We start from the raw sequence: 24,938 nt of genomic DNA, 5'->3' as shown, positions 1-24,938 counted from the left end.
ATCCAGATACGACGTCGCGATGATCGGTGGCGATATCGTTACCTGCTGCGAGCCCCTTCGCCGGTCTGGACTGGATGCAGGTCTGCAACCGCTTCCTCCAGGATGGTGGCAACCTCCAACAGCGAGATCACCAAGCGCGGCGTCCGCCTCAGCCTGTCGTCGATCGCGGCGGCGAACAAATCGTTCCGCTTCCGGCTACCGAGCAACCGCCATCGTCCAAAGGCGATCTTGTGGACGTTCCCGGAAACATATCCGACCGAGGCCCATAATTGCTCGGATTCCAGCAGGAGCTCGCCTGCCATCCGGTCCATCACGGTGACGATCGCGAGCAGATCATCGGTCACGGTCGCTAGACCCACCGCGCGGCTGCCCGGATTGTCGTCATGTGAACTCCACTCGCTTGCGGTCTTCGATAATGGCCTGGCTTGCAATCCGGCGAGTTTGTCCATCAGCGCGGCAAACCGAGAACGGGCCGCGCGGACGATATCTTCCAGGAAAGACAGATTGGTCTGCGCCGACCCCGACACGACGTGCGGTTTGATCGTTTTAAAATACATCAATGCTCCCGGAGGCAACCAACGTGAAAGTTGAAGTGTTGCCTAGATCTAAGGTCATCCGACCCGAGGTGCTTGAACGTCCTGAGCCACGATTGATCGAAACCGGCCTGGAAGGAAATCAGGCAAGGGCCTCAAAACCGAACGCAGAGTGGGTCGGTCGTGTTCGGCCGCGCAGTGGAGACACATCATGAGCGATGATGGCCTCTACGGCGACCGGCTTGCGCAGCTATTTCCGATGATCCGCGAGCCGAGCTCGAGCCTCGTCAAGTCGCTCCAAAAGGGAACGTTCGCCGCGGTGCGGATGGCATATTCCGGACCGGTCGGCGATCCGACGCTGCCGTCGCCTCCGGACGAGGCCTTCGCACTTTGCCTTCGGCTGCAGTATCAGAGAGCCGAGTCGTGGCTGGATGGTCGATACGCACCCAAGGGCGCGTTGAAGGACGAGACGAGTATCTACGATCTGCGATGTGAAACGGTCGTTCACTTCCGCGATCCCTTTGACTTTCTCTACCTGTATCTGCCGCACGGCACGCTAACTGAACTAGCCAACCAGCTTGGTCTTGGCCGCGTTGAATATGACGTTGGCGCGGGCGCGAACTTCATGGATCCAGTCATGGCTCATCTGGGTGCTTGCCTTGTGCCGGCGCTCGAAAGACCGCATGAGGCCAACGAGCTTTTCGTGGGCCACGTCGCGATGGCGCTCAACACGCATTTTCTCAAGACGTATGCCGTCGGCCAACCTCGCAATCGCTCTTACCGCAGCGGATTGGCGCCATGGCAACTTCGGACGGCGAAGGCACTCCTTCGCGCAAATCTCGATGGCGAGATCGCGTTGGCCCGAATTGCCGCTGAGTGCAGCGTGTCAGCCGCCCACTTCGCCCGAGCTTTCAGAGTCAGCACAGGAACGCCGCCGCATCGATGGTTGATCAATCAGCGGATCGAGCAAAGCAAGAGCCTGCTGGCAAGCTCGCCGCTGTCGCTCACGGAAATTGCCGTCAAATGCGGCTTCGCGGATCAAAGTCATTTTACCAGAGTGTTCTCGGCGGCAACGGGTGCCACGCCAGGACGCTGGCGACTGGTCCGCAAAGCTTAATCCCGGATGACCATGTCCAGGAACGCAGCAGCCGTGTCGCCGGCGCGAGGCTTTCGGCTCGGCTCCCCGTGCGCTCCCACCGGCAAGGCCGTGCTGCGTTAGGCCTGGTGATCTTGCCTGCTGGTCAATGCCGCTGATGCGGGAGAGACCTTCCGCTCGCGTCGCGAGAGCGAACGGAAGATATTCCAGCCCTCACATCTTCTTGTAGGCGTCAACCAGGGCCTGGCCGTCGGCTCCCGCCTTCTTGAGCCAGTCGGCAGTGAGCTGTTCGCCGATCTTCTGGAAGCCGGCCTTCAGGGCCGGGCTCGGCGGCTCGACCGTCATGCCCTTGGCCTTGAGCTGATCGATGTACCAGGTGCTCTTGTCCTGCCAGGCCTTCCAGCCGCGGGTTTCCGCGGTCGCGGCGGCCTTGAGGATGGCCTCCTGGGTCGGCTTGTCGAGCGCCTCGAACGCGGCCTTGTTCACGAAGGTGTAGTCCTTCGGGATCCAGGCTTGCACGTCATAGAAGTACTTCAGCGACTCCCATGCCTTCGCATCGTAGCCCGTGCCGCCTGACGACATGAAGGAGTTCACGACGCCGGTCGCAAGCGCCTGCGGCAGTTCGGCGGCCTGGATGGTGACGGACTGCGCGCCGACCAGCTCGCCGATGCGCGCGGTACCAACATTATACGCCCGCCATTTCAGGCCCTTCATGTCTTCGATCGTCGCAAGCGGCTTGTTGACATAGACGCCCTGCGGTGCCCACGGCACGACGAACAACAGCTTGAGCCCCTGCGCATCGAGCTTCTTCGTAATCAGGGGCTTCGACGCCTGGTACAGCTTCATGGCGTCCGGAAAGCTGGTCGCCAGAAACGGCACGACATCGACCCCGTACACCGGATCCTCGTTCTCGTGGATCGACAGCAAGACTTCGCCCATCTGCGCCTGCCCGGTCATCACCGCGCGCTTGATGTCGGGCGCCTTGAACAGCGAGGCGCCGGGATGGACCGTGATCTGGAGCTTGCCGGAGGTGGCAGCTTCGACGTCCTTGGCGAACGCGACGAGATTCTCGGAGTGCGGATTGTCGGCCGGATACGCTGCCGGCAGATTCCATTTGGTTTGAGCCAAAGCGGGTGTCGCAGCCAGCACGGCGCCGGCGATCAGGGATGCGCGGAATAAACGAGACATCATCGGGCTTCTCCTCACAGTCAATTTCAAAACGGTACGCTCAGTCTGGGAAAGCGAGCTTGGGCAAGAACATCACGATCTGCGGATATTCCGTGATGATGAACACGGCCGCGAGCAGCAGGACGAAGAATGGGAACGCCGCCCGCGCGACGGTCAAGGTATCACGCCCGCTCATATTCTGGAGCACGAACAGATTGAAACCGACCGGCGGCGTGATCTGCGCCATCTCCACGTGGATGATGAGATAGACGCCGAACCAGACCAGGTCGAGACCGGCCTGCTTGACCATCGGCAGAACGATCACGGCGGTCAGGACGATCATCGAGATGCCGTCGATCAGGCATCCCAGGATGATGTACATGATGCTCAGATACAGCGCGAGCATGCCCGGGGTGAGCTGCTGGCCCTGGACCCAAGTGGCGAGCGCTGCCGGAATGCCCGTATAGGCCATCGCTGCGGTGGTGTAGGCAGCGCCTGCCAGGATCAGCATGATCATGCAGGTCAGGCGCGTCGCGCTCATGATGCTCTCGAGGAAGTTCTTGCGCGTGAGCGTGCGGCTCCACCACGCCAGCAGCAGCGCGCCCGAAACGCCCCAGGCGGCGCATTCGGTTGCGGTCGCAAACCCGAGCACGAGCGAGAGGAAGACCGCCAGGATCAGAAGCAGGCATGGGGCGAGCTTGGCGGATTCTTGCAGCTTCCGGCGAAACGACATCGGCGGGTCGCGCGGCGGGACCTTTTTTGGATTGAGCAACGACCAGATGATGATGTAGCCGGAATAGAGCACCATCACGAGCACGCCCGGCAGGAAGCCGCCGAGGAACACCTGAAGCACGGAGACGTTCGCGGTGACCGCATAGACCACCATCGGGATCGACGGCGGGATCAGCAGGCCGAGCGTGCCGGAGCCCGCGAGTGAGCCGAGACTGAGGCCCTTGTCGTAGCCACGCTTGTCGAGCTCGGGCAGCGCGATCTTGCCGATGGTCGCACAGGTCGCCGCCGACGAGCCCGACACCGCCGCGAAGATGCCGCAGCCGATCACGTTGACATGAGTGAGACGCCCCGGCAGCCACTGCACCCAGGGCGACAGGCCTCGAAACATCTCCTCGGACAATTTGGTGCGGAAGAGAATCTCGCCCATCCAGATGAACAGCGGCAGCGCAGCCAACGTCCATGACGAGCTTGCGCTCCATGTCGTGGTCGCAAGCACCGAGCCGAGCGGCAGGCTCGTGGTCAGCGCCATCGCTACGAAGCCGACGAGCCCCAGCGAAACGGCAATCCAGATGCCGCTTCCCAGCAACACGATCATGACGCCGAGCAGAATGAACGACAGTTCGATCATGCCGAGATTGGCCATCGTCAACCTCCGCCGCCCTGTGAGATCCGCTCGATGAATTCGTCCGGGGTCTCATCCGGCGAGCCCTTCTCGTAGCTCGGCCGGTTGCCGCCGACGACACTGATCATTTCATCAATGAGCGCGATCGAGAGGATCACGAGTCCGCCGGAAAACCCGAGCTGCGGAATCCAGAGCGGAAGCGCGACGACGCCCTGCGCCACGTCGTTGAAGCGCCAGGAATCGTAGGTCATCTGCACGGCATGCCGGGTGAAATAGAGGATGAAAGCGGCGGCAATGCCGAGGGCCACGACCTCCGCAACCTGTTTGGAGCGCCCATGCAGACGCTCCAGCAGCAGGCCGACGCGGATCATCTCGCCGCGCTTGAAGGTGTGAGCGAGGCCGAGGAATGCCATCGCGGCCATGCACCAGGAGGCGAAATCATCGCCGGCGGGAATGTTGACCGCAAACTGGCGCCCGATCGACATGATCATCATGATTGCAAAGATCGCAACCATGAAGGCGCCGGCGGCGTAGCCCGCACCGAGATAAAGGAGATCCAGCGCGCGTCGCACCGGTCCCCGGCTCGTGACATCGTCCCCTGCCAACGCGATCCCCATCCTCACACGAGGCGATTCAGACAGTCCCGGCGATCGTACGTCGCACGCCGGTCCTGCATGAATATCGCCTCTGCCCAGCGCCCTGTCTTTCAGACGTTAGATCAACATGATGGGGCTAGCGCAAGCAAGGAGTATGCCGGCTCTCGCCGGAATTTCCACCGCAGGTTCAGCGCGTCTCCAGCCGCAGCCCGTCATACGCGGGCACCACTCCCGCCGGCAGCGACTGCCGGATCACCTCATAATCGACGTCGGCCGTCATGTTGGTGATGACGGCGCGCTTCGGCTTGAAGCGCTCGATCCAGGACAACGCGTCGTTGATGCTGAAATGGCTGACGTGGCTCGTGTAGCGAAGGCCATCGACGATCCAGAGATCCAGATTTTCCAGGGCGCCCCAGCTCTCGCGCGGGATGTCGTTGAGGTCGGGTGTGTAGGCGGCATCGCCGATGCGATAGCCCAGCGCGGGAATATTGCCGTGCTGAACCAGAAAGGCGGTCATCGTCACCGCGCCGCCCTTCCCCTGGATGGTCTGGCTTTCACCGGCTTCGATCGACTGCGCCGTCAGGATCGGCGGATAGTCGCTGCCAGCCGGCGAGACAAAGCAATAAGAGAACCGCGACATGATGTCGTTCGCGGTCGTCTGATTGAGATAGGTCGGAATCCGCCGGCGCATGTGCATCACGACCGAACGCAGATCGTCCATGCCGTGGGTCTGATCGGCGTGCTCGTGGGTCAGGAACACTGCATCGATGTGGTCGACATTGGTCGAGAGCAATTGCTCGCGCAGGTCCGGCGAAGTGTCGATCACGATACGCGTGGTGCCCTCGCCCGATGTCTGCTCGACCAGCAGCGAACAGCGGCGACGGCGGTTCTTGGGATTGTTGGGATCGCAGGCACCCCAGCCGAGTGCCGGGCGCGGCACGCCGGCGGAGGAGCCGCAGCCCAGGATCGTCAGCGTCAGCGTCATGCGGCTCCCAGTTCTAAGCTTTCACCCTGGAGAACAGGCGAAAGAAGTTTTCGCTTGTCTGGCGCGAGATCTCGTCAAACGACACGCCGCGTGTTTCGGCGAGCACTTTTGCGACCTCGACCACATAGGCCGGTTCGTTGCGCTTGCCCCGGAACTTGCCCGGCGCAAGGTAGGGGGAGTCTGTTTCAACCAAAATACGGTCGGACGGCAGTTCGGCCGCAAGCGCGCGCAGGGCCTCGGACTTCTTGAAGGTCAGGATGCCCGTGAAGCCGATATAGAGCCCGAGCGACACCGCCTTCAGCGCCAGCTCGCGCCCGCCGGTGTAACAATGCAACACCGCGCGAAACGATCCCTTTGCCGTCTCCTCTTCAAGGATGCGGCCGCAATCCTCGTCCGCCTCGCGGGTGTGGATCACCAGCGGCAGGCCGGTGGCGCGGGCGGCGGCGATGTGGGCACGAAAGCCCCTCGCCTGCGCCTCCGGCGAGCCGTTGTCGTAGAAATAGTCGAGCCCGGCTTCGCCGAGCGCAACGACCTTGGGGTGCTGCGTCAGCGCAATCAGCTCGTCCGGCGCGATGCCGTCTTCCTCATCGGCGTTGTGCGGATGGGTGCCTACGGAGCAATAGACGTCGTCATAGCGCTCAGCGATGGCCAAAAGCTGGTTCAGCTTTTTCACCCGAGTCGAAATAGTGACTATGCGGCCGATGCCGGCCGCTCGCGCCCGCGACACGATCCCGTCGAGATCCTCCGCAAAATCCGGAAAATCCAAATGGCAGTGGCTGTCGACCAGCATCGCGCGAGCGCCTTACGCCGCCGGCTCGATGTAGCGCGGGAAGGCCGGCGTCGGCGCGGGCAGCGTCGTACCGGGCACGATGCGCGTCGCGCCGCCGAGCGCGGCGAAGTTGCGCTCCCCTTCGGGGATACCGAGGCTGTTCAGCAGCAATCCCGAGGCCGTGGGCATCGCCGGTTGGGTCAGGATCGCGATCTGGCGCACGACTTCGGCTGTGACGTAGAGCACCGTCTTCTGCCTGACAGGATCGGTCTTGGCGAGCGCCCACGGCGCTTCGCCCGCGAAATAGCGGTTGGCTTCGGCGACCACGGCCCACACGGCATTGAGCCAGTGATGGATTTGCTGCGTCGCCATCGCTTCGCGGGACGCCGCGAGCATGCCGTCAGCCTGTGACAGGATCGCCTTGTCGTTGTCGCTGAATTCGCCGGGCTCCGGGAGCACGCCGCCGAGCTGCTTTGCGATCATCGACAGCGAGCGCTGCGCGAGGTTACCGAGATCGTTGGCGAGGTCGGCATTGATGCGCGCGACGATGGCCTCGTGATTATAATTGCCGTCCTGGCCGAACGGCACCTCACGCAGAAAGAAATAGCGCATCTGGTCGACGCCGTACTGGTCGGCGAGGTTGAAGGGATCGACCACGTTGCCGACCGACTTCGACATCTTCTCGCCCCTGCTGAACAGGAAGCCATGGGCATAGACCCGCTTCGGTAGCGGGATCCCGGCCGACAACAGGAAAGCCGGCCAGTACACCGCATGGAAGCGGATGATGTCCTTGCCGATGATGTGCACGTCGGCAGGCCAATAACGCCAGTTCTTGTCGCTCTCGTCGGGGAAGCCGACGCCGGTGATGTAGTTGGTGAGCGCATCGACCCAGACATACATCACGTGCTCTTCGTCCCCGGGCACCTTGACGCCCCAATCGAACGTCGTGCGCGAGATCGAGAGATCGCGCAGGCCGCCCCGTACGAAGCTCACCACCTCGTTCTTGCGGGAGTCGGGGCCGATGAAATTGGGCTGCGTCTCATAGAGCTTGAGCAGCCTGTCCTGATAGGCTGACAGGCGGAAGAAGTAGCTCTTCTCCTCGACCCATTCGACCGGCGTGCCCTGCGGTCCGAGCCGCACCCCGTCGTCGTTCAGGCGCGTCTCGTCCTCCGCGTAATAGGCTTCGTCGCGCACGGAGTACCAGCCGGCATAAATGTCGGCATAGATGTCCCCGTTCGCTTCCATGCGCCGCCAGATCTCCTGGCTGGAGCGATGATGCTGCTCCTCGGTGGTGCGGATGAAACGGTCGAACGACACGTTCAGGCGCTCGTCCATTTGCTTGAAACGACCGGCATTGCGGGCCGCGAGCTCCGAGACGGACATTTTTTCGCTGGCCGCGGTCTGAACCATCTTCTGGCCGTGCTCGTCGGTGCCGGTCAGGAAAAACACATCCTTGCCGTCGAGCCGGGCGAAGCGCGCCAACGTATCGGTCGCGATTGCCTCATAGGCGTGGCCGATGTGAGGACTGCCATTGGGATAGGCGATCGCGGTCGTGATGTAGAAGACGTTGTCGCGCCCGGGCACGGCCACGGGCGTGGTGGCCTGCGGCGCTGCGACGGACTTCGGTGCGCGCGAGGCCTTGGGCTTCGATGCATTGGGCTTCACAGCCTTCGGCGGCGTGGCGACAGGAGCTAGTGTGGTGGTCACGGCAGGCGCAGCCACCCTCGCCGTCTTGGCTATCTTCTTCGCCGGGGCCTTGTTCTTCGCCGAAGCCTTGTTTGTTGCCGAAGCCTTGTTTGTTGCCGAAGCCTTGGCTGGCTTTTTGGTCGCTGTCTTCACCGTCTTCTTGGCAACGACCTGCTTCTTCGCTGCCTTCTTTGCCGTCTTCGCGGCGCTCTTCTTTCCGGCTTTTTTGGCGGCCGTCTTTTTGGTCTTGGTGGTTTTCTTGACCTTCTTCGCAGCTTTGCCCGCGCGCGCCTTCACAGCCTTCTTCGCGGCTTTCTTGACGGCCTTCGTGGCAGCCTTCTTGCTGCTCTTTCCCTTGGCGGTTTTCTTAGCTCGCGCTGCCACGACGAATTCCTTTACCGGCTTCTCGAAATTTGAAAACGAACGTTAGTTTATCGTCTTGAGCATGATCTCATCGGAAAACCGCTGCACAGTTTTCCGGATCATGCTCTAGCGCGTTGCGTCCGCCAGCCAGCCGAACACCGAGAAAACCAAGGGCTTTCGCTCAAGATTGTAGGTTTCGGTGTCGCGCGCGGCGCGGACGATCTTTTCCCATACCTCAGCTAGGCGCGCAAGGCGAGGCAGGTTCTGGTTGGCATTGGCCTCGTCGGCGTGCAGGCGTTCCGCGATCCAGCGATCAATGCCGTCGATGAAGGCGGCAAGCGCAACGCGGTCACTGGTGCCGAGCGATTCGCCGAGCGTGTGCAATTCGCGCGGATCGACCTGCGGCAGTCGCGCCAGCAGCGCGGCCGTGCGTTGCTGGAGCTTCAGGGCGTCACCGCCGAGCAGCGTCAGCGCCCGCGCGACGCTGCCCTCCGAGGCCTCCGCCGCCTCGCGCAACGCCGGATCGTTCGGGTCGAGATCGGCGGCGGTTGCGGCTGCAGCAATCACGTCGTCGGTTGCGAGCGCGCGAAGGCGCAGCTTGCGGCAGCGCGACTGAATCGTGGCGAGCACGCGCGCCGGGGCGTGGCTCACCAACAGGAACAGCGATTGCTGCGGCGGTTCCTCGAGAATTTTCAGCAGCGCGTTGGCGGCATTTGGATTGAGCTCGTCGACGGTATCGACGATGCAGACGCGCCAGCCTTCGGCCGCCGCGGTCGAACCGAAGAAACCGATCGTCTCGCGCGTCTCGTCCACGGTGATCACGGTGCGCATCACGCCGCGGTCGTTGGCGGTGCGCTCCAGCGTCAGCAGGCCCCCATGCGAGCTCGCTGCAACCTGCCGCGCCACGGCGTTATCAGGATTGATGGCGAGGTCTTCGGCGCGCTGCACGAGGGGCGCCGATGGCTGGCCGTGAGCGAGCACGAAGCGCGCCATCCGATACGCCAGCGTCGCCTTGCCGATGCCTTGCGGCCCGCCAATCAGCCAGGCATGCGGGATGCGCCCGCTGCGATAGGCGGCGAGCAGCGCGGTCTCGGCCTCGCGATGGCCGAACAGAACGCTCGTCTCGCGCGGATGAGACATGGCGGTTTCGCGCTCGCTCTGACGCGGGCTCATATGGACACCACCGATGCCGGCGTCGGAAGCAGGCGATCACGCAACGCGGTCCAGATGCGTCCGGCAACCGTGTCGGGATCGGAATTGGCGTCGATCAGCACGCAGCGCGCGGGATCGTCCGCCGCGATCTTGCGATAGGCCTCGCGCAGGCCCTGATGGAAACCGAGCTTCTCGGCCTCGAACCTGTCTGGCGTGCCGCTGCCGCGGCGAGCGGCCGCGCGCTGCAAGCCGATCTCGACCGGCAGGTCGAGGATGATGGTGAGGTCCGGCTTGAGATCGCCGATCGTGACCCGCTCCATCGCGTTGATCAGCGCCGCCGGAACCCGGCCGAGGCTGCCCTGATAGGCTCGCGTCGAATCGGCGAAGCGGTCGCACAGCACCCAGGTGCCCTGGTTGAGCGCGGGCTGGATCACGGTGTGGACATGGTCGTCGCGGGCGGCCGCGAACAACAGCGTCTCGGCCTCGGGTCCGAGCAGCTTGCCCATCCCTGACAGAACCAGATGCCGCATGATCTCGGCGCCCGGCGAGCCGCCCGGCTCGCGTGTGACGAGGATGCGCATCCTGGCCGCCTTGAGACGGTCGGCGAGCTTCTTGATCTGGGTCGACTTGCCCGTGCCCTCGCCGCCTTCAAAGGTGACGAAACGCCCGCGTCCGGACGGCCACTTTACCGCGCTTTCACTCATGATCAGAGCTTCTCGGCGCCCGCACGGAACATGCCGATCACGAGCTCGCTGGCGCCGTCGATTGCGCGGCGCACGGTCGAGCCGGTGCCGATCGCGTCAGCGGCATAGACCGGCGTCTCCACCGCGATGTTGCCGCTGCGCCAGACCCGGACCAGCCCGACCTTCTGGCCGGCCTCGACCGGCGCGCGCACGGGACCACTATAGACGACGCGCGCGATCAGCTTGTCGCTGCCGTTCTTGTGCACCATCACTTTCACGGGCGTCTTGGCAACCAGTTTCACCGAACGGCTCTCGCCGCCGAACACCTTTGCGTAGCCGACGGGCTGATCGGCCGCGATCAGGGTGCGGGTCTCGAAATTGCGAAAACCCCATTCCAGCATCTTCTTGGCTTCGGTCGCGCGATCGTCGGGATCTTCCAGCCCGTTGACGACGACGATCAGTCGCGTGCCGTTCTGCACCGCCGAGCCGACCATGCCGTAGCCGCCCTCCTTGGTGTAGCCGGTCTTCAGACCGTCGGCGCCTTCCATGGAGTTGAGCAGCGGATTGCGGTTGGGCTGGCGGATCTTGTTCCAGGTGTATTCCTTCTCGCCGAACAATTTGTAGAATTCGGGGAAATCGAGAATGATGTGCCGGGCGAGAATGCCAAGCTCGCGCACCGTCATCTTGTTGGCGGGGTCGGGCAGGCCGTTGGAATTGCCGAAGGTCGACTTCGTCAGGCCAAGCTCGCGGGCGCGCTTGGTCATGAAGTCGGCGGCGAAAATCCGCTCGTTGCCCGCCATGGCTTCGGCGAGCGCAATGCAGGCGTCGTTGCCGCTCTGGATGATTGCCCCGTGCAGGAGATCGTCGACGGTGACCTTGCTGTTGATCGCGGCGAACATGGTCGAGCCGCCGGAGGGTGCGCCGCCCCGGCGCCAGGCGTTCTCGCTGATCCGGTATTCGTCGGTCAGCTTGATGTCGCCCTTCTTGATGGCGTTGAAGACGACCTCGGCGGTCATCAGCTTCATCATGCTGGAGGGCGCGCGCAGTTCGTCGGCGTTCTTCTCGAACAGCACGCTGCCGCTGGAGGCCTCGATCAGGATCGCGGTCGGGGCGTCGCCGTCGAAGCCGGCATCATCTGTTTTCTTGGCGCCCTGGACGCTCTGGTTGGCGGCGTAGAGCGCCCCGCCCCAGCCAATGGCCGCCACCAGCGCCGTCGCGATCAGCCCGCGCGCCAGCGCTCCGGCGGTGAACCGGCTGCGCCCCAACGAGGAAAGATGAAATTCCATGGCCAAGCCCTGAGAGCGGCGTTCTAACAGTTGGAGCCAGTGCGAACAACACGGGGTGGCCGCTTGTCCCGAGATTGCACGATTCTCGTCCCGCCCCTATCGTGGCACCTCAGATTTTCTGACCAAACCCCTGAAACAAGGCGGAAAAGCGATGTCCTCCACCCGCGTGATCAAGGCCAATGGCATCGACCTGTTCATCCGCGAAGCCGGTCAGGGGCCGCTGGTGGTGCTGTGCCACGGCTGGCCGGAACTCTCCTACTCCTGGCGCCACCAGATCCCGGCGCTGGCGCAGGCCGGGTTTCGCGTCGTCGCTCCCGACATGCGCGGCTATGGCCAGAGCTCAGCGCCGCCCGAGGCGACGGCCTATTCGATCTTCGACACGGTCGGCGATATCGTCGGACTCGTGCAGGCGCTTGGCGAGACCAAGGGCATGGTGGTCGGCCACGATTGGGGTGCACCGGTGGCCTGGCACGCGGCGCTGTTCCGGCCCGACATCTTCACGGCGGTCGCCGGCCTGAGCGTGCCGCCGCCCTTCCGCGGCCGCGGCAAGCCGCTCGACCTCCTGCGCCAGGGCGGCATCACCAATTTCTATTGGCAGTATTTCCAGGCGCCCGGCGTTGCCGAAGCCGAGTTCGAGCACGACGTCGCGCGCACCATGCGCATCGTGCTCGGCGGGCGCGGCCTTGCCGATCCCTCCGCCGCCATGTTCGTGCAGGAGGGCAAGGGCTTTCTCGGCCACGGCAATCCGGAGGAGCCTCTACCTGCCTGGCTCAGCGAGACTGATCTTGCCTATTTCACTGAAGCCTTCCGGAAGTCCGGCTTCCGCGGCGGGCTCAACTGGTATCGCAACCTCGACCGCAATTGGGAGCTGACGGCGCCCTGGCAGGACGCGCAGATCCACCAGCCCTCGCTCTTCATTGCCGGCTCGAAAGACGCCGTCATCACCGGCCTGATCGGAGCCAAGCGCGTCAACGAGCTTGAGCGCGTGCTGCCCAATCTGAAGCGAAAGCTGATCATCGAGGGCGCCGGCCATTGGGTCCAGCAGGAGCGGCCCGAGGAGGTGAATGCGGCGCTGGTGAAGTTCTTGAAGGAAAGCGCGGCTCAGTAGAGGCCGCGGCCGCTCAGGATGCCGCGGGCTTCGGCAGCGCCGTCCGAGGCGTAGGCGCCGGACGGCGCGCTCTCGGTGGCGTAGCGGCCGTCCCCGTCATAGGACACGGCGCGGGCGTTCTGGAGCGCCCGGCCCCGGTTGCGGCTCGAGGCCGACATTTCCGAAGTCGCACTGAGTGAAGCCATGTCGGCGGAGGTGTTGCCGAGATTGTAGGGCCGTCCCTCCGGCGTCGGAACTTCGCCGCGCATGGCGCCACGGTTCGACGACGGCAGCTCCGGCACGAACGGTCTCGCCGAGGCGACCCGGACCATCGAGGGCGACGGCGCCGGGGTCCCGGTGCGCAAGGTGGCCATCAGCTGGCGGTCGTCGGAGCCTTCCAGCGGCGCTCGGCCAACATATTCGACGCGGACCTTGGCGATGCCATTGCCTTTGAATTCAAGCAGTTCGGCGGCCTTGTTCGAGACGTCGATGAGCCGGTTGCCGTGATAGGGCCCGCGGTCATTGACGCGGACGATCAGCGACTTGCCGTTCGAGACGTTGGTGACCCGCGCATAGGACGGCATCGGCAGGGTCGGATGCGCCGCGGTCAGCGAGCCCATGTCGAACACTTCGCCATTGGCGGTCAGGCGACCGTGGAAATCGTCGCCGTACCAGGACGCCATGCCCTCGGCGCGGTAGTTGACGTCCTCTTCGGGCACATAGGTCCGGCCACCCACCACATAGGGCTTGCCGACGCGGTAGGCGCCGCCGCCCTTCGGGACCGGGTCACCCAAAGCCACGACCCGGGGGCTCGAGGACACGCCGTATTTCGGATCGACCCGGCTGGCGAATTTGTTGGAGGACGCGCAATTGGCAAGCGCAAGGCAGGTCGCGGCCGCCGCAGCAGCGCGCGCGGCCCGCAAAACCGAATCTGAACGTCGGATCCCCATTCGCCCCAAATACCATTCCGCCGGAGCCGTACCTAACCCGCTTTGGCTACGGGGCAGCGCTGTCCGGTCCTTTGCTCCGAGGCGGCCCACCACCGCGTCGGAAGTGGTAACGATAACGCAACGCGAACACGGCGGAAATGGGGAGCCCACAGCGTTCACGCCGGGATGGTAAACGGGGCGTATGCGTTCGCCCCGTTGAACTACGGGGCGCGGGCGCCCTGCTCCGTGCCATGGCCGGACATTCTGTTGCGCCAAATCCTCACTCCACCCCCATTGTCGCGCCGCTCACTGGAATTCTTTTGACTGTGCAAGGCCGCCCGCGTTTTCTCGCGTGCAGGGCGGAATGGAATGAGACGATGATCGAGACGGTTTCGGCACTGATGGGTTTGGTAAGCGCGGGGATATTCCTGGCCCATGCGTTTGAAGGTTACCGCACGAGGGCCTGAGGCACTCGCGCGGACGGCAAGCATCACCCTTTCAAGACGGCGCGTTCGGACATTTTTAAGCGATCCGATCGAGCATCGAAGACGAGAGCGGCAGGTGTCCCATGCGCAACCATGACCTCGTATCCCATGACCTCGTATCCGGCGGCTTCCTGGCATTGACCGCCGGTGGTTTGGTCCTGCTGTGCTCCAGCCTCGTGGCATTGGCCTTCGCCTGAGCACCCCAGCACTTCCCGAAAAATACGTTTACCGCAGTCCAAGCAGCGAACGCCGATAGAGGCTGTCGCGGGCTTCGCTCAGGCAGACGAAGCTGCCGTCAAAACCCTGGGCGTACCGCTTCTGGCCTTTGCCGTAGTAGACGCCTTTGCTGAAATCGAGCCAGACCACCCGGTCGTGCGGGCAATGACGCTGCGCCTGCGCCTCGTAGCGAAATGGCGTCAGCGGCGTGGCCGATACCTCAGCGCCGCTGCAGCCGATCAGGATCGCAACGGCGAGCGCGACCGCGCCGGGCCATGTGCCGAAGCTGCTCCAATATACTCCGCCAGATACTCCGCAAGACACCACCCGCCTCCCGATCCCAGCCGTCGACGGCCCGCTTGCTTTCACTTGTCCGCTTCGAGTTGCTGCAACGCCTGGTGCAAGCATTCCTGAAGCTTGGCTGCCACCTGTTCGCGCGATACGCCCTTGGCGGCGAGATCGCCTGCCACCTTGTCAAGGATCTCGTCCATCGACTGGTTCTCCAGATGGTCCGTCACCAGCGCCGTTGCGTAGCTCGCAGCAGCATCGCCGCTGAGGCCTAGCTGGGTTGCGGCCCAGAGCCCGAGCAGCTTGTTGGACCGGGCCGTGGCCTTGAACATGAGCTCCTCGTCGTGGACGAATTTGGCCTCGAAGCCCTGCTCGCGCTTGTCGAACGTGGTCATGGTCAGCTCCATTGTCGTTTCGCTGATCGGGATCGGACTGGCTGGAAGCGAACGTCTCCGTGGTTCACGTCAGGGTCGCGTGAAGCTTCCGGCGGAAGCCAAACGCCGTCAAGCCCGCTGGGCTGCGCCCACCGGGCGTGCGCAGGGCACCGATCAGCTCCACGCCAGCCAACCCCGCTAGGCAGGGATGTTTACTGTTCGTTAAGCAGACTCAGCGCCGCATGGTCCGGGGGACATCCAGAGCTGACGCATGAACAAAGAACTGCGGGAGTTTCGACGGCTTGAACGGGTCTGCCTGGAGCAGGCAGCCCTCTCCACCATGGACCTGGCGCGAGGCGGGTTGCTCAAGGTCGCTGACGATTGTCGCGTCGCAGCCGAAGCGATCGAGGCACAATCGCCTCGCAGACCTTTCGCAAGTGCCGTCCAGGCGCTGAAGCAGGCGTTGAGCGTGACGCGCGTCCCTCACCGGCACTGAGGCCAGCGCTCGCGGGCAAGGACATCTTTGACGGGGCGACCGCGTGCGGTCAGCCCTTCGCCTCCGTCTGTTCTCGTGCCAACCGTTCGGCTCTCAGCCGCTCCTTGTTGGCATAGAACGCCTTCTGCGCCGCTTCGTGATCGCGCATGGCTTTTTCGGCTTCGATACGGCGTGTCGCATCGCGCGCCTGCCGCTGTTCGGGGGTCAAGGGCTTGCGCCGGTAGGAAATGTCTTCCGTCATGGCCAGACAACGCGGAGGTCAGGAAAGGGTTCCCCTTAGTCCGCCGGGCGGCACGTTGGGCCGACTGTACAAATGTGCGAAAACAACCCCATGCACAGTAGCCAAGTGCTTCTGCAGACAGCATTTTTTTATCGCGCTGACGGTGCGTTTGACCCGGCCGGGATCTCGATGTCGGCAATAACAGGCAAATGGTCTGAATAGGCCCTGGCCCCTTCGTCGGTCCAGACCTTCCCGATCGGGCTGTCGGAGGTTGCATAGATCCGGTCGAGCCGCAGCAGGGGCAAATGCGACGGGAAAGTTCGCAGCCGCGTCCGGTTCGGGCAGACCTGCGCGAGCACCCGCCGCACCGATTTGATCCAGAACCAGTCGTTGAAATCCCCGAGGACGACGGTCCTTCCAGGTTTCACCAGGCTCACCAGCGCCTGAGCCTGCGCATGGCGCTCGTGGATGCTCAAGCCGAGATGCGTGGCGACCACGCGGACATCGCCAACCGGCGTCAGCAGTCCCGCGGCAATCGCTCGGCGCGGCTCGCGCTCACGATACGACACGTCGACGATCTCGGGCGGGCCGGAGAATGGGAAGCGGCTCAGGAGCGTCTGGCCGTAGTCGCCATCCGCCGTGACGATCGACTTGGCGTGAACACGGTGATCGCCAACGACACTCGCCAGCTTCGCAAACGGATCGTCCGATCGCGATCGCGAATCCACCTCCTGAAGCGCGACGACATCGGGAGCCCATTTGCGAATGATGGAACAGATTCCCTCGAGATCGAACTTCGGATTGAGATTGAAGGTGCCGTGCACATTCCACGTCATGAAGCGCATCAGCGCCTCCCGGCGAGCCACGTCGCGACGAATTGCGCGCCTGCGCAGATCGCGAGCCAGCCCAGGAATGCCAGTGCGAGCAGCAACATGTTGAGCCAGGACGCATTCCTGGCGAGATCAGCGATCTGAGCCCCCAAAACTGCCATGGCGAGAATGCCGGGCGTCATGCCGAGCAGCGTTCCGATCAGGAAATCACGCAGAGGCAGCGTGCTCGCGCCAGCCACGACATTCACCACCGAGAACGGCGCGATCGGAATCATCCGGATGACGACGACAGCCAGAATGCCCTTGCCGACGACCCGTTCCTGGATGCGCGCGGTACGTCGCCCCAGCAAACGCTGCAGGCGTTCGCGCCCGAGTGCCCGTCCGATCGCAAACAGGACAAAGGCGCTGAGCAAGACGCCCGTGATAGCGGTGACGAAACCCAGCCATGGTCCGAGTGCGGCAGCAGTTGCCGCAATGAGCACGAGAACCGGAAAAACCACCAACCCGCCGATGACGAAAGCTGCAATCGCGAACGGCGGCCCCCAGACGGATTGCGAATAGGCAGACAGAAGCGTCGACATCCGGCCCGTGTCGGCGAAATCGCTCAAGGAGGTGTACGACCACGCTATCGCCAGTCCAAAAAGCGCCACGGCTATCGAGACCATCCCGATGATCGTCTTCGTGCTCCACATGCGCGATGCCGCCCGCTCCAGATGAAGAGGCCGCTCAGGGTCCGCCACCGGCTGAACCATCGTGGCCAGAGTGCTGGTCAGCACCGAGGATTCCACGTCCCGCAGCGCCTTCGTCCCACCGGCTTTGGAGACGTCGTCCAGGAGCGCAAGAAGACGATCGTCGTTTTGCGCAACGGCCTGTTCATCGAGACCGCAGAAATGGCCGATCAGGCGACGGCGGAGCGAGGCGATGAAATTCCGATGCTCGTCTGATGCGGCTTCAAAGATCAGGTCACATTCGCTGTCTGCGCCCATCGATCGATTGTTTAGATTGGCCGAACCGATCCTCAAGATCCGATCGTCGACGATCATGAGCTTGCTGTGCACCATCACGGCCGCTTCCGTATCTCCCTTCCGCGACACCGGGTAGACGAAGCGGATGCGATCGGCGACGCCGGCCGAACTGAAGCAGTCGATGAAGGCGCCCCGGCCGTTCTGCATGGCTTGGGATTCCAGCCACGAGGAATGCAGTTTCGGCGTGACGATCAGAACCCGAAGCGAAGGCACGCGCAGCATCTGCTCCGCCAATTCACGCGCGATCTTGGTGGCGCTGGTGAACTGGTTCTCGATGTACACGAAGCTCGTCGCGGACCGGATCGCTGCGATCAACGAGCGTTCGACCTCCCTGATGGTCGAACCTGCCGGACAAACCACCTCGGTCCTGGCAATGCCAACCGGCATATGCTCAGCCTCGACCGGCACATTCGCCGGCCAGCGCAAGCTTTTCAGCGGGCGCCGATCGTCAATCTGTTGGCCCGCCGCGCGCCAGCGTTGCTCCACGAGGTCGAACAGCCACGCCGCCGCCTCCCCGTCGACCATGCATTGAACATCATGAAACGGCAGGTATGGCTTGCCCTGGGGATCAGAGCGCAATGCGTGATCGGCGCGATGGTCACTCGTGTCCCAGCGCCTGATCGTCAGATCGAGCCCGCCGACGAACGCCAGCGAACCGTCGGCACAGACGATCTTCTGGTGTTGGGCCGAACCAAATGGAAGTGTGGCATCAAGGTGAAACCGGACGCGTTCATCTGTGTCGGCCGTAAATTTGGCCGCGGAATTCCATTCCCTTTCGGAAGCGTAGAACGAGACGAAGTCCCAGACGAGAATGTTGATGCGCAAGGTGGGACGTCGCTGGATCAGCGCGCGCAGGAATGGGCCGAGCTGCTCCGGCAAGCCGTCATCCGCTCGCCCGGATTCTCCCACCAGCCTTGTTTCGCTATGGATATCCCACCCGACGATATAGACGAGATCCTGCGCCTGCAGCAGTGCCTGGCGCAGCGCCGCGAAATAAGCGGCAGCATCATTCAGAACCGCCACACGACGCGCCTCGCACCGCCGCCAGACGGTGTCGCCAGGGATCAGGGTCGATGAGCTCTGAAGCAGGGAGACCTCGCCATTTGCGTTCGCGTTGAAACGCACTGAACGCGCAACGGGTTCCCCAACTCAGAACCAGGGTTCACTGTTCAGCGTGTGCGGATTCCGGCGCCACAGTCTCCCCTCGCCGCTACTTGGTTCGGACCGCCCTTGCACCAGCGCCTTTCAAGGCGTCTGCGATCTTCTCGGGCGCATCGCCGTGAAAATCCACGGAGACCTCGATCCGGCCTTCCAGCTTCTGGTGCCCCTCCGGCTCAGGCGCGGCCTTGGCGTCAGGACCGGCCGGGCGTGTCCCCGTCGTGTTCGCATCCCCGACGGGCTGGACAAAAACGTCGGTTCGCGGCACGCCGCATTCCTGCACGACATGCTCAACCGCAAGCTCGGCGCCCCGGCGCGTGTCGAATTCTCCGATGATCGTGCTTTCCAAGGGCGCCCTCCGTGGCTGGACCAGAGTGCCAACAACAGGCCAGCGAGGGCCAGGTTCCTGAATGCGATTGCGTTCCTGGACGCGTTTGGGACGCGCGAACAAGAACCAATCCAAGGACCAATCCAAGAACTAATCATTGCGCGGGACGTTAAGTCCGCGATGTCAGACGCTTTTGATTATTTCCGGGCGCATGCGGTCCGAGCCCTTTGCAAGGCCCGGGCGATGCCGCGCGGACGAATGAAACATCTCCAAACCGTCGTGGCCCGGGTCTACCACCTGCTGACCAAGGAGGCTGCCTACGGGCCGAACCTGCAGCATATGGACGACTTCCGGGCAGCCCAGAAGCTCGAGAAGTCCATCGACTGAACTGCAATGACGGTGACGCTGCGTTCAGCTTTCTTTGGAAGTGGTCCCTGACCGCGACGCGCCAAGCCCGGGATTGATCGCGAGCGACGCGCCGGCCGCGCCGCCGGCTTCATAGGCCGTCATCGACACCATCCGGCTGGCGCTGCGCTGGGTCCGCATCTTCAGGTCGAGCTTGTCGAACTCCGCATCGACCACCGAGGTCTTGAGAACCACCAGCCCGCGGCCGGTGCTCTCGTTGACCTGATCGCGACCGGCCTTGATCGCCACCAACTTGTCCGCGATCGACGCCACCATCCCGAGCGCGAAGGAGGCATTGGCCAGATGCCGCTCCTGGTGCCGGAACCTGCTGTAGTCGACCGAGGTCTTGAAGCGGCCAAGTTCGGCGCGCACGGCGCCGTCGATCAACTCAGCCAGATAATGCGCGACCTCGATATCCGCGCCGAGACCGAAGAACACATAGCGGTTCTCGCCGGCCGGGCTCTTCTCGCGCCAGACCCGACAATCGCAGAAACGAGCGATCGCGCCGATGCAGTCGTCCAGCGGAATGCGCTTCTTGCGAAAAGTCTCGTAGACCCTCCGCTCGCACGACGACGCGCGCAGTTCGACGTCGGAGAGCGACAGATCATGTCGATCCAGCAGCTCGGCGACCTTGGCAGCCGCAGACAGCGCCTCGTCCTCGGTGCAGCCATTGGCGATCGTCTTGGCGCGCAACGCCTGAATGCGGAGCTTCAGCTTGTCGAGCGCGGCAGGATTGGAGGTCTGATGCACTGATTACCTGTCCGATAAACCCGACGGATAGACCGGCGGAAGGGGTCTCTTGTCAACCGTATTGATCCTTTTTCGAACGGACCTCGCTCCTCTACCGTACGATGCGCGACCTCGCCGCACTTGATCGTCAAATGCAGAATCGAGGCTTCACTCCAATCGACGTTCTCGCTCGAATTCCACCGCAGCTGACAAATCACTGTCGGGAGCAGACCACCACAAGCCGAACGAGGTTGCGTTAGCGCCTTGGCTTTGGCGGCTGCGTGGACTCAGCTGTTAAGGTTTAGCGGTCAGGTTAACTCCAGCGAACGTTTTGCTGAGAGCGTCCAATTCGATATGACCTCGAATAGAGGAATATTCGAATGTCCAATAGAACCGCATTTCAAACCGCGGATGCAGACGAGCTCCACAAGTTTATCGATCTCGTCATTCCCCTCACCTTCAGCGCCGTAGCCCTCCTGGCCGCAGCTGTTTCGCTGGAGGCGATTGGGTTCATCGCTTGGCAGCCAGCCACCTTTTTGGTTGCCTATATCATTGACTGACGCGATTGGCTGGCATGAGCGAGTTCGAAGGCCTATCTGACCAGTTCATTCTGCGGATGCACGAGTTCATCCGCCATGAGGTGCAAGCAGATAGGCTAGCCGGCACGCGCTTTGTCGGATTGCCAGCAAGGCTGCGCGCGGAGGCTCTTGCACGCGAAATCGAGCGGCGCGGTTTGTTTTGCACGGCAATCGACTGGCCTCAGCATCTTGAGCCTGGAGCGGACAAATACGCGCCGGCCATTGGACACCGGAAGCCGGTCTAAAGGGCTCCCGCGTAGCGGCCTCGGTCTAACCAGTCCCCGGCCCCTCCGACCCGGGGCCGTCTCTCCATGAGCCTACCGTTTGGTTGCCGGTTCGCGCAGCTAACTCCCGGTCCAAATCTTTCAAGCGCCCGAGCAGGCTCTCGACGATATCCATGCAATCGGAAGGTCCCAACGATTGCACGCCGCGCGCTGCTAGCTCGCGCTCCAACATGGCGGCTATAATAATTTGAATGCTCACGAATTCTCCGCCGACTTCGCCCCCAGAGACGGTACGGCTCAACTTAGAAATGGGTTTCGCTAAAGCGAAAGGCCGCAGGGTGGTTCCAGCCCCCACTGCGGCCATCCCGGTCAAATTACAAACTGGTACTTAAATCTCGCCGGTGTTCTCACAGTAGAACACCGTGTTCCGAAAAAGGATTCCGTAAGACTACCGGAATTTCAAACGGCCTGGATCATCACCCGGATCTGGAAATGGCACCGCTTCCTTACCAGCCCCCATGCTCCCGGCTGCCGATCAATTGCGGATCAGAGCGCCGGGAGCGACGCTAGGCTGGTGCGTAGACTTCCTAGATTCCGGAGGTCGCTACCGCCACAGCCGGCGCGTGATGTTGAACAACGCCGCAAGCGGGACGCCCACCAAGACCCCCAGCATGCCGTACGACGTGACCAGCAGCGCAGCGCTAAGCAGCCCCGCGCTTGTCGCAAATCCATAGGCTGCGCCTAAGCCTCCCAGCGTCCCGGCAAAGACGACCATGTTGCGGTCGTTGCGCGCCTCGACGTTATAGATCGGCGGCCTTTTGCGGTGAAGAATGGGAGGACCGAACGGCACCTTCGAGCCGCAATTTGGACAAGCCGACGCACTCGTCGAAACCGGGTGGTCGCCGTCGTGGCAATCGATCAGCTTTTTGGTCCGTCCCATGCGCTTCTTCGACACAGAAAGACGGATTAGGACACCGTCGGACAATGAGGTGGCGGAAGGGGTGGGATTCGAACCCACGGTACCCTTGCGGGCACGCCGGTTTTCAAGACCGGTGCCTTAAACCACTCGGCCACCCTTCCAAACCCGGAATGGCTGTCGCTTAACGCAGTCGACGGCCCAAGGCAACGCGAAGTTGGCGCCGAACCCGAAACCCCTCCGCCGCACACGATCTGTCAGGCGAGCGTCAGCCTGTTCCCGTAGCCTGTACGCCTCAGCCTTCCGGACACTGGCGACATCTCCCAGGGCGTCGCCGGTTGCGAGGCCCGGTCTGGAGTCGCCTCCGTTTCCGGGCCTCGTTTGCTGGCTGCAAAGAAAAACGGCGCCCCACGAGGAGCGCCGCTTGAATTCTTCTTAGCCAGCTTGGCTCAGTACCCGCAGGACGCACAGTTCATCTGCACCGGCGCGTAATACGAATAACCCGGCTGGACCATCTCGACGCGCTGGCGCGTGGCGTATTGCGGCGGGATGCGCTCGTACTGGACGCTCGGCGGCGCCACCATCACGGTCTGCGGCACCATCACGGTGCGGTACTGCGCCGGCGCGCGGTGCGCCACGACTGCACCCGGCGACACCATCACGGTCTCGTCGACGGTGCGGTATTGCGGCTGCACATATTGCTGCTGGTAGCAGGTCGTGCACGGCGGCGGCGTGTAGCAATTGTAGCAGCCGGCGGAAGCCGCGCTCGTCATTGAAATCGCAGCGACAGCCGTGGAGAAAACGACAGCGAGAGTGCGAGACATTATTGTGGTGCCCCAATTGCCCGAAATGGATTTGCGAAAGGTCGCTGCAGTATACGCCGCAAAACCTTGCTTTGCCGAAGTTCGTCGGGGCATCCTTAATGCAAACGGCCGGCTCGCGCCGGCCGTTCAGAACTTGTTGACCATGTGCGATGCGTGATGCTTGCGATCACGCCGGCACGAGACGCTGTTACTTCACGCGCCGCTTCACCTCGCGCACCGCGCCGCGCGCGGCGCTGGTGGTGAGCGCAGCGTAGGCCTGCAGCGCGGTCGAGACGTTGCGCTTGCGGCCGATCGCCTGCCAGGCGGCATCGCCCTTCGCCTCTTCGGCGGCGCGACGCTTGGCCAGCTCCTCGTCGGAGACCTCCAGGGTGATGCTGCGGTTCGGGATGTCGATGGCGATGCGATCGCCGGTCCTGACGAGACCGATGTTGCCGCCTTCGGCCGCTTCCGGCGACAGATGGCCGATCGACAGGCCCGAGGAGCCGCCCGAGAAGCGCCCGTCGGTGACGAGCGCGCAGGCTTTGCCGAGGCCCATCGATTTCAGATAGCTGGTCGGATACAGCATCTCCTGCATGCCGGGGCCGCCGCGCGGGCCTTCATAGATGATGACCACGACTTCGCCGGCGACGACCTTGCCGCCCAGAATGCCTTCGACCGCCGCGTCCTGGCTCTCGAACACGCGGGCCGGGCCGGAGAATTTCAGGATCGAAGCGTCGACGCCGGCGGTCTTCACGATGCAGCCGTCCTGCGCGAGGTTGCCGTAAAGAACGGCGAGGCCGCCGTCCTTGCTGAAGGCGTGCTCGAGGTTGCGGACCACGCCCTTCTCGCGATCGGAATCGAGCTCGTCGTAGCGCCGCTCCTGGCTGAACGCGATTTGGGTCGGGATGCCGCCTGGCGAGGCCCGGAAGAAGGTGCGGACGGACTCGCTCTTGGAGCGCTTGATGTCCCAGCGCTCCAGCGCGTCGCTCATGGTCGGCGCGTGCACGGTCGAGACCGAGGTGTCGATCAGGCCGGCGCGGTCGAGCTCGCCCAGGATGCCCATGATGCCGCCGGCACGATGCACGTCCTCGACATGCACGTCGGCAACCGAGGGCGCGACCTTGCACAGCACGGGCACGCGGCGCGACAGCCGGTCGATGTCCTGCATCGTGAACTTGACCTCGCCTTCATGGGCGGCGGCGAGCAGATGCAGCACCGTGTTGGTCGAGCCGCCCATCGCGATATCGAGCGTCATCGCGTTCTCGAACGCCTTGAAGTTCGCGACATTGCGCGGCAGCACGCTAGCGTCGTCCTGCTCGTAGTGGCGGCGTACGATATCGACGATGGTGTGGCCAGCTTCGACGAACAGGCGTTTGCGATCGGCGTGGGTCGCGACCACCGTGCCGTTGCCGGGGAGCGCAAGGCCAAGGGCTTCCGTGAGGCAGTTCATCGAATTGGCGGTGAACATGCCCGAGCACGAGCCGCAGGTCGGGCACGCCGAGCGCTCGATCACCTTGACGTCCTCGTCGCTGACCTTGGAGTCGGCGGCTGCGACCATGGCATCGATCAGATCGACCGCCTTGGTCTTGCCCTGCAGCGTGACCTTGCCGGCCTCCATCGGTCCGCCCGAGACGAACACGGCGGGGATGTTGAGCCGCAGCGCGGCCATCAGCATGCCGGGGGTGATCTTGTCGCAATTGGAGATGCAGACCATGCCGTCGGCGCAATGCGCATTGACCATGTACTCGACGCTGTCGGCGATCAGCTCGCGCGACGGCAGGCTGTAGAGCATGCCGTCATGGCCCATGGCGATGCCGTCGTCGACCGCGATGGTGTTGAACTCTTTCGCCACGCCGCCGGCCTGCTCGATCTCGCGGGCGACGAGCTGGCCGAGGTCCTTCAGATGGACGTGACCGGGCACGAACTGGGTAAAGGAATTGACCACCGCGATGATCGGCTTGCCGAAATCGCCGTCCTTCATGCCGGTCGCGCGCCAGAGGCCGCGGGCGCCCGCCATGTTGCGGCCGTGGGTGGTGGTGCGGGAGCGATAGGCTGGCATGGCGGTTTCCGTCCTCGGGTTTGGCTGGCCGGGCGCGGCAAAATTTCGAAGCCGCCTCAGGCCTTTCCGGCCGGATAGCGCACGGGGGGAACGCGCGCAACGGGAACTTGGGCCGCAC

General features: G+C 63.4%; 28 protein-coding genes and 1 tRNA gene. 7 read left to right on the top strand and 22 right to left on the bottom strand.

What is annotated here, in order from left to right:
• Positions 1 to 38: 38 nt before the first annotated feature.
• A complete protein-coding gene (locus AC0L3U_RS01025; protein WP_473360356.1) occupies positions 39 to 557 on the bottom strand; it encodes a hypothetical protein in 519 nt (172 codons plus the stop codon).
• A 187-nt stretch (positions 558 to 744) separates the two neighbouring features.
• Between AC0L3U_RS01025 and AC0L3U_RS01020 the strand changes: the two genes are divergently transcribed.
• The gene (locus AC0L3U_RS01020) at positions 745 to 1,650 is read left to right on the top strand and encodes a helix-turn-helix transcriptional regulator (RefSeq protein ID WP_473360355.1); all 906 of its coding nucleotides are present in this window, start codon (positions 745 to 747) and stop codon (positions 1,648 to 1,650) included.
• A 192-nt stretch (positions 1,651 to 1,842) separates the two neighbouring features.
• Here the strand turns inward: AC0L3U_RS01020 and AC0L3U_RS01015 are convergent, their stop codons facing one another.
• From AC0L3U_RS01015 to metG, 6 genes are all read right to left on the bottom strand, one after another.
• The gene (locus AC0L3U_RS01015; protein ID WP_473294602.1) at positions 1,843 to 2,820 is read right to left on the bottom strand and encodes a TRAP transporter substrate-binding protein; all 978 of its coding nucleotides are present in this window, start codon (positions 2,818 to 2,820) and stop codon (positions 1,843 to 1,845) included.
• 37 nt (positions 2,821 to 2,857) lie between these two features.
• Positions 2,858 to 4,171 carry a TRAP transporter large permease gene (locus AC0L3U_RS01010; RefSeq protein WP_456764355.1) on the bottom strand — a complete coding sequence of 438 codons (1,314 nt, stop codon included), beginning with the start codon at positions 4,169 to 4,171 and terminating at the stop codon, positions 2,858 to 2,860.
• A gap of 2 nt (positions 4,172 to 4,173) precedes the next feature.
• The gene (locus AC0L3U_RS01005) at positions 4,174 to 4,767 is read right to left on the bottom strand and encodes a TRAP transporter small permease (protein ID WP_063996348.1); all 594 of its coding nucleotides are present in this window, start codon (positions 4,765 to 4,767) and stop codon (positions 4,174 to 4,176) included.
• 166 nt (positions 4,768 to 4,933) lie between these two features.
• Positions 4,934 to 5,731 carry an MBL fold metallo-hydrolase gene (locus AC0L3U_RS01000; RefSeq protein WP_275172553.1) on the bottom strand — a complete coding sequence of 266 codons (798 nt, stop codon included), beginning with the start codon at positions 5,729 to 5,731 and terminating at the stop codon, positions 4,934 to 4,936.
• A gap of 13 nt (positions 5,732 to 5,744) precedes the next feature.
• Positions 5,745 to 6,521: a TatD family hydrolase gene (locus tag AC0L3U_RS00995; protein ID WP_473360354.1), complete on the bottom strand. Its 777-nt coding sequence runs from the start codon at positions 6,519 to 6,521 to the stop codon at positions 5,745 to 5,747.
• 12 nt (positions 6,522 to 6,533) lie between these two features.
• Positions 6,534 to 8,207: a methionine--tRNA ligase gene (gene metG, locus AC0L3U_RS00990; RefSeq protein ID WP_473360353.1), complete on the bottom strand. Its 1,674-nt coding sequence runs from the start codon at positions 8,205 to 8,207 to the stop codon at positions 6,534 to 6,536.
• Between metG and AC0L3U_RS00985 the strand changes: the two genes are divergently transcribed.
• Complete coding sequence (locus AC0L3U_RS00985) at positions 8,197 to 8,616, top strand: hypothetical protein (RefSeq protein ID WP_473360352.1); 420 nt, start codon at positions 8,197 to 8,199, stop codon at positions 8,614 to 8,616. The genes metG and AC0L3U_RS00985 overlap by 11 nt on opposite strands.
• A gap of 59 nt (positions 8,617 to 8,675) precedes the next feature.
• On the opposite strand, the gene AC0L3U_RS00980 is transcribed toward AC0L3U_RS00985, so the two are convergent.
• From AC0L3U_RS00980 to AC0L3U_RS00970, 3 genes are read right to left on the bottom strand one after another with little or no spacing between them, the layout of a single operon-like run.
• Entirely contained in the window at positions 8,676 to 9,722 is a 1,047-nt protein-coding gene (locus AC0L3U_RS00980) for a DNA polymerase III subunit delta' (RefSeq protein ID WP_473360351.1), read from the bottom strand.
• Positions 9,719 to 10,405 (bottom strand): dTMP kinase, encoded by a 687-nt coding sequence (gene tmk / locus AC0L3U_RS00975; RefSeq protein ID WP_456764351.1) that lies wholly within the window; start codon positions 10,403 to 10,405, stop codon positions 9,719 to 9,721. Before tmk ends, AC0L3U_RS00980 begins: the two co-directional genes overlap by 4 nt.
• A 2-nt stretch (positions 10,406 to 10,407) precedes the next feature.
• Positions 10,408 to 11,670, bottom strand: coding sequence for a D-alanyl-D-alanine carboxypeptidase family protein (locus AC0L3U_RS00970; protein WP_473360350.1), 1,263 nt, complete (start codon positions 11,668 to 11,670; stop codon positions 10,408 to 10,410).
• A 151-nt stretch (positions 11,671 to 11,821) separates the two neighbouring features.
• On the opposite strand from AC0L3U_RS00970, the gene AC0L3U_RS00965 reads away from it, so the two are divergent.
• Entirely contained in the window at positions 11,822 to 12,778 is a 957-nt protein-coding gene (locus AC0L3U_RS00965) for an alpha/beta fold hydrolase (RefSeq protein WP_473360349.1), read from the top strand.
• On the opposite strand, the gene AC0L3U_RS00960 is transcribed toward AC0L3U_RS00965, so the two are convergent.
• The 3 genes from AC0L3U_RS00960 to AC0L3U_RS00950 all read right to left on the bottom strand — a co-directional run bounded on the left by AC0L3U_RS00960 (position 12,772) and on the right by AC0L3U_RS00950 (position 15,070).
• Entirely contained in the window at positions 12,772 to 13,707 is a 936-nt protein-coding gene (locus AC0L3U_RS00960; RefSeq protein WP_473360348.1) for a septal ring lytic transglycosylase RlpA family protein, read from the bottom strand. The genes AC0L3U_RS00965 and AC0L3U_RS00960 overlap by 7 nt on opposite strands.
• A gap of 689 nt (positions 13,708 to 14,396) precedes the next feature.
• On the bottom strand, positions 14,397 to 14,711 hold the full coding sequence (locus AC0L3U_RS00955) for a hypothetical protein (protein WP_473360347.1): 315 nt from the start codon (positions 14,709 to 14,711) through the stop codon (positions 14,397 to 14,399).
• A 41-nt stretch (positions 14,712 to 14,752) separates the two neighbouring features.
• Positions 14,753 to 15,070: a DUF1476 domain-containing protein gene (locus tag AC0L3U_RS00950; RefSeq protein ID WP_473360346.1), complete on the bottom strand. Its 318-nt coding sequence runs from the start codon at positions 15,068 to 15,070 to the stop codon at positions 14,753 to 14,755.
• Positions 15,071 to 15,320: 250 nt separating this feature from the next.
• Between AC0L3U_RS00950 and AC0L3U_RS00945 the strand changes: the two genes are divergently transcribed.
• On the top strand, positions 15,321 to 15,545 hold the full coding sequence (locus tag AC0L3U_RS00945; protein WP_027566955.1) for a hypothetical protein: 225 nt from the start codon (positions 15,321 to 15,323) through the stop codon (positions 15,543 to 15,545).
• 49 nt (positions 15,546 to 15,594) lie between these two features.
• On the opposite strand, the gene AC0L3U_RS00940 is transcribed toward AC0L3U_RS00945, so the two are convergent.
• The 4 genes from AC0L3U_RS00940 to AC0L3U_RS00925 all read right to left on the bottom strand — a co-directional run bounded on the left by AC0L3U_RS00940 (position 15,595) and on the right by AC0L3U_RS00925 (position 19,127).
• Complete coding sequence (locus tag AC0L3U_RS00940) at positions 15,595 to 15,786, bottom strand: hypothetical protein (protein WP_007591059.1); 192 nt, start codon at positions 15,784 to 15,786, stop codon at positions 15,595 to 15,597.
• 128 nt (positions 15,787 to 15,914) lie between these two features.
• Complete coding sequence (locus AC0L3U_RS00935) at positions 15,915 to 16,610, bottom strand: endonuclease/exonuclease/phosphatase family protein (RefSeq protein WP_473360345.1); 696 nt, start codon at positions 16,608 to 16,610, stop codon at positions 15,915 to 15,917.
• Positions 16,610 to 18,745, bottom strand: coding sequence for a VTT domain-containing protein (locus AC0L3U_RS00930; RefSeq protein ID WP_473360344.1), 2,136 nt, complete (start codon positions 18,743 to 18,745; stop codon positions 16,610 to 16,612). Before AC0L3U_RS00930 ends, AC0L3U_RS00935 begins: the two co-directional genes overlap by 1 nt.
• Positions 18,746 to 18,830: 85 nt before the next feature.
• Positions 18,831 to 19,127 (bottom strand): hypothetical protein, encoded by a 297-nt coding sequence (locus AC0L3U_RS00925; protein WP_456764342.1) that lies wholly within the window; start codon positions 19,125 to 19,127, stop codon positions 18,831 to 18,833.
• 159 nt (positions 19,128 to 19,286) lie between these two features.
• Between AC0L3U_RS00925 and AC0L3U_RS00920 the strand changes: the two genes are divergently transcribed.
• On the top strand, positions 19,287 to 19,493 hold the full coding sequence (locus tag AC0L3U_RS00920) for a hypothetical protein (RefSeq protein WP_473294615.1): 207 nt from the start codon (positions 19,287 to 19,289) through the stop codon (positions 19,491 to 19,493).
• 24 nt (positions 19,494 to 19,517) lie between these two features.
• On the opposite strand, the gene AC0L3U_RS00915 is transcribed toward AC0L3U_RS00920, so the two are convergent.
• Positions 19,518 to 20,261, bottom strand: a complete 744-nt coding sequence (locus tag AC0L3U_RS00915; RefSeq protein ID WP_473294616.1) for a DUF7168 domain-containing protein — start codon at positions 20,259 to 20,261, stop codon at positions 19,518 to 19,520.
• Positions 20,262 to 20,620: 359 nt separating this feature from the next.
• Between AC0L3U_RS00915 and AC0L3U_RS00910 the strand changes: the two genes are divergently transcribed.
• Both AC0L3U_RS00910 and AC0L3U_RS00905 read left to right on the top strand, forming a co-directional pair.
• Positions 20,621 to 20,800: a hypothetical protein gene (locus AC0L3U_RS00910; RefSeq protein WP_473360343.1), complete on the top strand. Its 180-nt coding sequence runs from the start codon at positions 20,621 to 20,623 to the stop codon at positions 20,798 to 20,800.
• Between the two features lie 14 nt (positions 20,801 to 20,814).
• Positions 20,815 to 21,063 (top strand): hypothetical protein, encoded by a 249-nt coding sequence (locus AC0L3U_RS00905; protein WP_473294618.1) that lies wholly within the window; start codon positions 20,815 to 20,817, stop codon positions 21,061 to 21,063.
• Positions 21,064 to 21,646: 583 nt separating this feature from the next.
• Here the strand turns inward: AC0L3U_RS00905 and AC0L3U_RS00900 are convergent.
• The 4 genes from AC0L3U_RS00900 to ilvD form a co-directional block, all read right to left on the bottom strand.
• Positions 21,647 to 21,982: a hypothetical protein gene (locus AC0L3U_RS00900; RefSeq protein ID WP_473360342.1), complete on the bottom strand. Its 336-nt coding sequence runs from the start codon at positions 21,980 to 21,982 to the stop codon at positions 21,647 to 21,649.
• Positions 21,983 to 22,032: 50 nt separating this feature from the next.
• Positions 22,033 to 22,122 (bottom strand) — tRNA-Ser (locus AC0L3U_RS00895).
• Between the two features lie 285 nt (positions 22,123 to 22,407).
• Positions 22,408 to 22,731, bottom strand: coding sequence for a hypothetical protein (locus AC0L3U_RS00890; RefSeq protein ID WP_473360341.1), 324 nt, complete (start codon positions 22,729 to 22,731; stop codon positions 22,408 to 22,410).
• Between the two features lie 238 nt (positions 22,732 to 22,969).
• On the bottom strand, positions 22,970 to 24,820 hold the full coding sequence (gene ilvD / locus AC0L3U_RS00885) for a dihydroxy-acid dehydratase (RefSeq protein ID WP_473360340.1): 1,851 nt from the start codon (positions 24,818 to 24,820) through the stop codon (positions 22,970 to 22,972).
• Positions 24,821 to 24,938: the final 118 nt, after the last annotated feature.

The organism is Bradyrhizobium sp. Kon69 (genome assembly GCF_055807515.1).
The sequence above is the reverse complement of the archived record's forward strand: the minus strand, read 5'-3'. Positions and strand labels throughout refer to the sequence as shown.

What these genes read in the sequence shown, in the direction of transcription:
- AC0L3U_RS01025 (WP_473360356.1), bottom strand. Translation starts at nt 557, where the DNA reads ATGTATTTTAAAACGATCAAACCGCACGTCGTGTCGGGGTCGGCGCAG.
- AC0L3U_RS00945 (WP_027566955.1), top strand. Translation starts at nt 15,321, where the DNA reads ATGAACAAAGAACTGCGGGAGTTTCGACGGCTTGAACGGGTCTGCCTG.
- AC0L3U_RS00910 (WP_473360343.1), top strand. Translation starts at nt 20,621, where the DNA reads ATGTCCAATAGAACCGCATTTCAAACCGCGGATGCAGACGAGCTCCAC.
- ilvD (WP_473360340.1), bottom strand. Translation starts at nt 24,820, where the DNA reads ATGCCAGCCTATCGCTCCCGCACCACCACCCACGGCCGCAACATGGCG.
- AC0L3U_RS00905 (WP_473294618.1), top strand. Translation starts at nt 20,815, where the DNA reads ATGAGCGAGTTCGAAGGCCTATCTGACCAGTTCATTCTGCGGATGCAC.
- AC0L3U_RS00995 (WP_473360354.1), bottom strand. Translation starts at nt 6,521, where the DNA reads ATGCTGGTCGACAGCCACTGCCATTTGGATTTTCCGGATTTTGCGGAG.
- AC0L3U_RS00935 (WP_473360345.1), bottom strand. Translation starts at nt 16,610, where the DNA reads ATGCGCTTCATGACGTGGAATGTGCACGGCACCTTCAATCTCAATCCG.
- AC0L3U_RS01010 (WP_456764355.1), bottom strand. Translation starts at nt 4,171, where the DNA reads ATGGCCAATCTCGGCATGATCGAACTGTCGTTCATTCTGCTCGGCGTC.
- AC0L3U_RS00900 (WP_473360342.1), bottom strand. Translation starts at nt 21,982, where the DNA reads ATGGGACGGACCAAAAAGCTGATCGATTGCCACGACGGCGACCACCCG.
- AC0L3U_RS01020 (WP_473360355.1), top strand. Translation starts at nt 745, where the DNA reads ATGAGCGATGATGGCCTCTACGGCGACCGGCTTGCGCAGCTATTTCCG.
- AC0L3U_RS00920 (WP_473294615.1), top strand. Translation starts at nt 19,287, where the DNA reads ATGTCAGACGCTTTTGATTATTTCCGGGCGCATGCGGTCCGAGCCCTT.
- AC0L3U_RS00970 (WP_473360350.1), bottom strand. Translation starts at nt 11,670, where the DNA reads ATGGAATTTCATCTTTCCTCGTTGGGGCGCAGCCGGTTCACCGCCGGA.
- AC0L3U_RS00950 (WP_473360346.1), bottom strand. Translation starts at nt 15,070, where the DNA reads ATGACCACGTTCGACAAGCGCGAGCAGGGCTTCGAGGCCAAATTCGTC.
- tmk (WP_456764351.1), bottom strand. Translation starts at nt 10,405, where the DNA reads ATGAGTGAAAGCGCGGTAAAGTGGCCGTCCGGACGCGGGCGTTTCGTC.
- AC0L3U_RS00960 (WP_473360348.1), bottom strand. Translation starts at nt 13,707, where the DNA reads ATGGGGATCCGACGTTCAGATTCGGTTTTGCGGGCCGCGCGCGCTGCT.
- AC0L3U_RS00890 (WP_473360341.1), bottom strand. Translation starts at nt 22,731, where the DNA reads ATGACGAGCGCGGCTTCCGCCGGCTGCTACAATTGCTACACGCCGCCG.
- AC0L3U_RS00940 (WP_007591059.1), bottom strand. Translation starts at nt 15,786, where the DNA reads ATGACGGAAGACATTTCCTACCGGCGCAAGCCCTTGACCCCCGAACAG.
- AC0L3U_RS01000 (WP_275172553.1), bottom strand. Translation starts at nt 5,731, where the DNA reads ATGACGCTGACGCTGACGATCCTGGGCTGCGGCTCCTCCGCCGGCGTG.
- AC0L3U_RS00980 (WP_473360351.1), bottom strand. Translation starts at nt 9,722, where the DNA reads ATGAGCCCGCGTCAGAGCGAGCGCGAAACCGCCATGTCTCATCCGCGC.
- AC0L3U_RS01005 (WP_063996348.1), bottom strand. Translation starts at nt 4,767, where the DNA reads ATGGGGATCGCGTTGGCAGGGGACGATGTCACGAGCCGGGGACCGGTG.
- AC0L3U_RS01015 (WP_473294602.1), bottom strand. Translation starts at nt 2,820, where the DNA reads ATGATGTCTCGTTTATTCCGCGCATCCCTGATCGCCGGCGCCGTGCTG.
- AC0L3U_RS00965 (WP_473360349.1), top strand. Translation starts at nt 11,822, where the DNA reads ATGTCCTCCACCCGCGTGATCAAGGCCAATGGCATCGACCTGTTCATC.